At 63.8% G+C, this 959-nt stretch carries 1 protein-coding gene; it reads right to left on the bottom strand.

Annotated elements, in window-relative coordinates; genetic code table 11:
* Positions 1-959: dTDP-glucose 4,6-dehydratase (rfbB, locus tag AC1DJW_RS26450; protein ID WP_476902947.1), on the bottom strand; the 959-nt coding region annotated here is incomplete at both ends.

Genomic DNA, 959 nt, shown 5'->3' with positions numbered 1-959 from the left:
TCGGTTTCGGCCTTCTGCGGGCGCCACCATGCTTCGTTGTCGCGGTACCACTTGATGGTGTCTTCGATGCCGGCCTCGAAGTTGGAGAACTCGGGCTTCCAGTCCAGCTCGGTGCGCAGCTTCGTGGAGTCGATCGCGTAGCGCAGGTCATGGCCCGGGCGGTCCACGACGTGGTCGTAGGCGTCGTTGTCCTGGCCCATGTGCGAGAGGATCAGCTCCACGACGTCCTTGTTGTTCTTCTCGCCGTCCGCGCCGATCAGGTAGGTTTCCCCGATCCGGCCCTTGTCGATGATCGCCAGCACGGCGGAGGAGTGGTCGTTCGCGTGGATCCAGTCGCGGACGTTCTCGCCCTTGCCGTAGAGCTTCGGGCGGATCCCGTCGATCACGTTGGTGATCTGGCGCGGGATGAACTTTTCCACGTGCTGGTACGGGCCGTAGTTGTTCGAGCAGTTGCTGATCGTGGCCTGCAGCCCGAAGGAGCGCACCCATGCCCGGACCAGCAGGTCCGAACCGGCCTTCGTCGAGGAGTACGGGCTGGAGGGGTTGTAGGGGGTGTTCTCGGTGAACCGTTCCGGGTCATCGAGCTCCAGGTCGCCGTAGACCTCGTCGGTGGAGATGTGGTGGAARCGCTTGCCGTGCTTCCGGGCGGCCTCGATCAGCGTGTACGTGCCGATGATGTTGGTGTCCAGGAACGGGCGCGGGTCATGCAGGGAGTTGTCATTGTGCGATTCCGCGGCGTAGTGGACCACGACGTCGCTCGCCGCGACRAGGGGCTCGACGACGGACGGGTCCGCAATGTCCCCSTGCACGAAGGTGAGCCGCTCGCTCGGCAGGTGCGTGATCGACTCCAGGTTCCCGGCATAGGTGAGCTTGTCCAGCACCGTGACATGGTGGTCCGTGTTGGCGATGACGTAGTGGACAAAGTTTGAACCGATGAAGCCGGCGCCGCCGGTGACAAG

This window comes from Arthrobacter sp. 05L417, from assembly GCF_056397865.1.
This window is presented reverse-complemented; position numbering and strand designations above follow the sequence as displayed.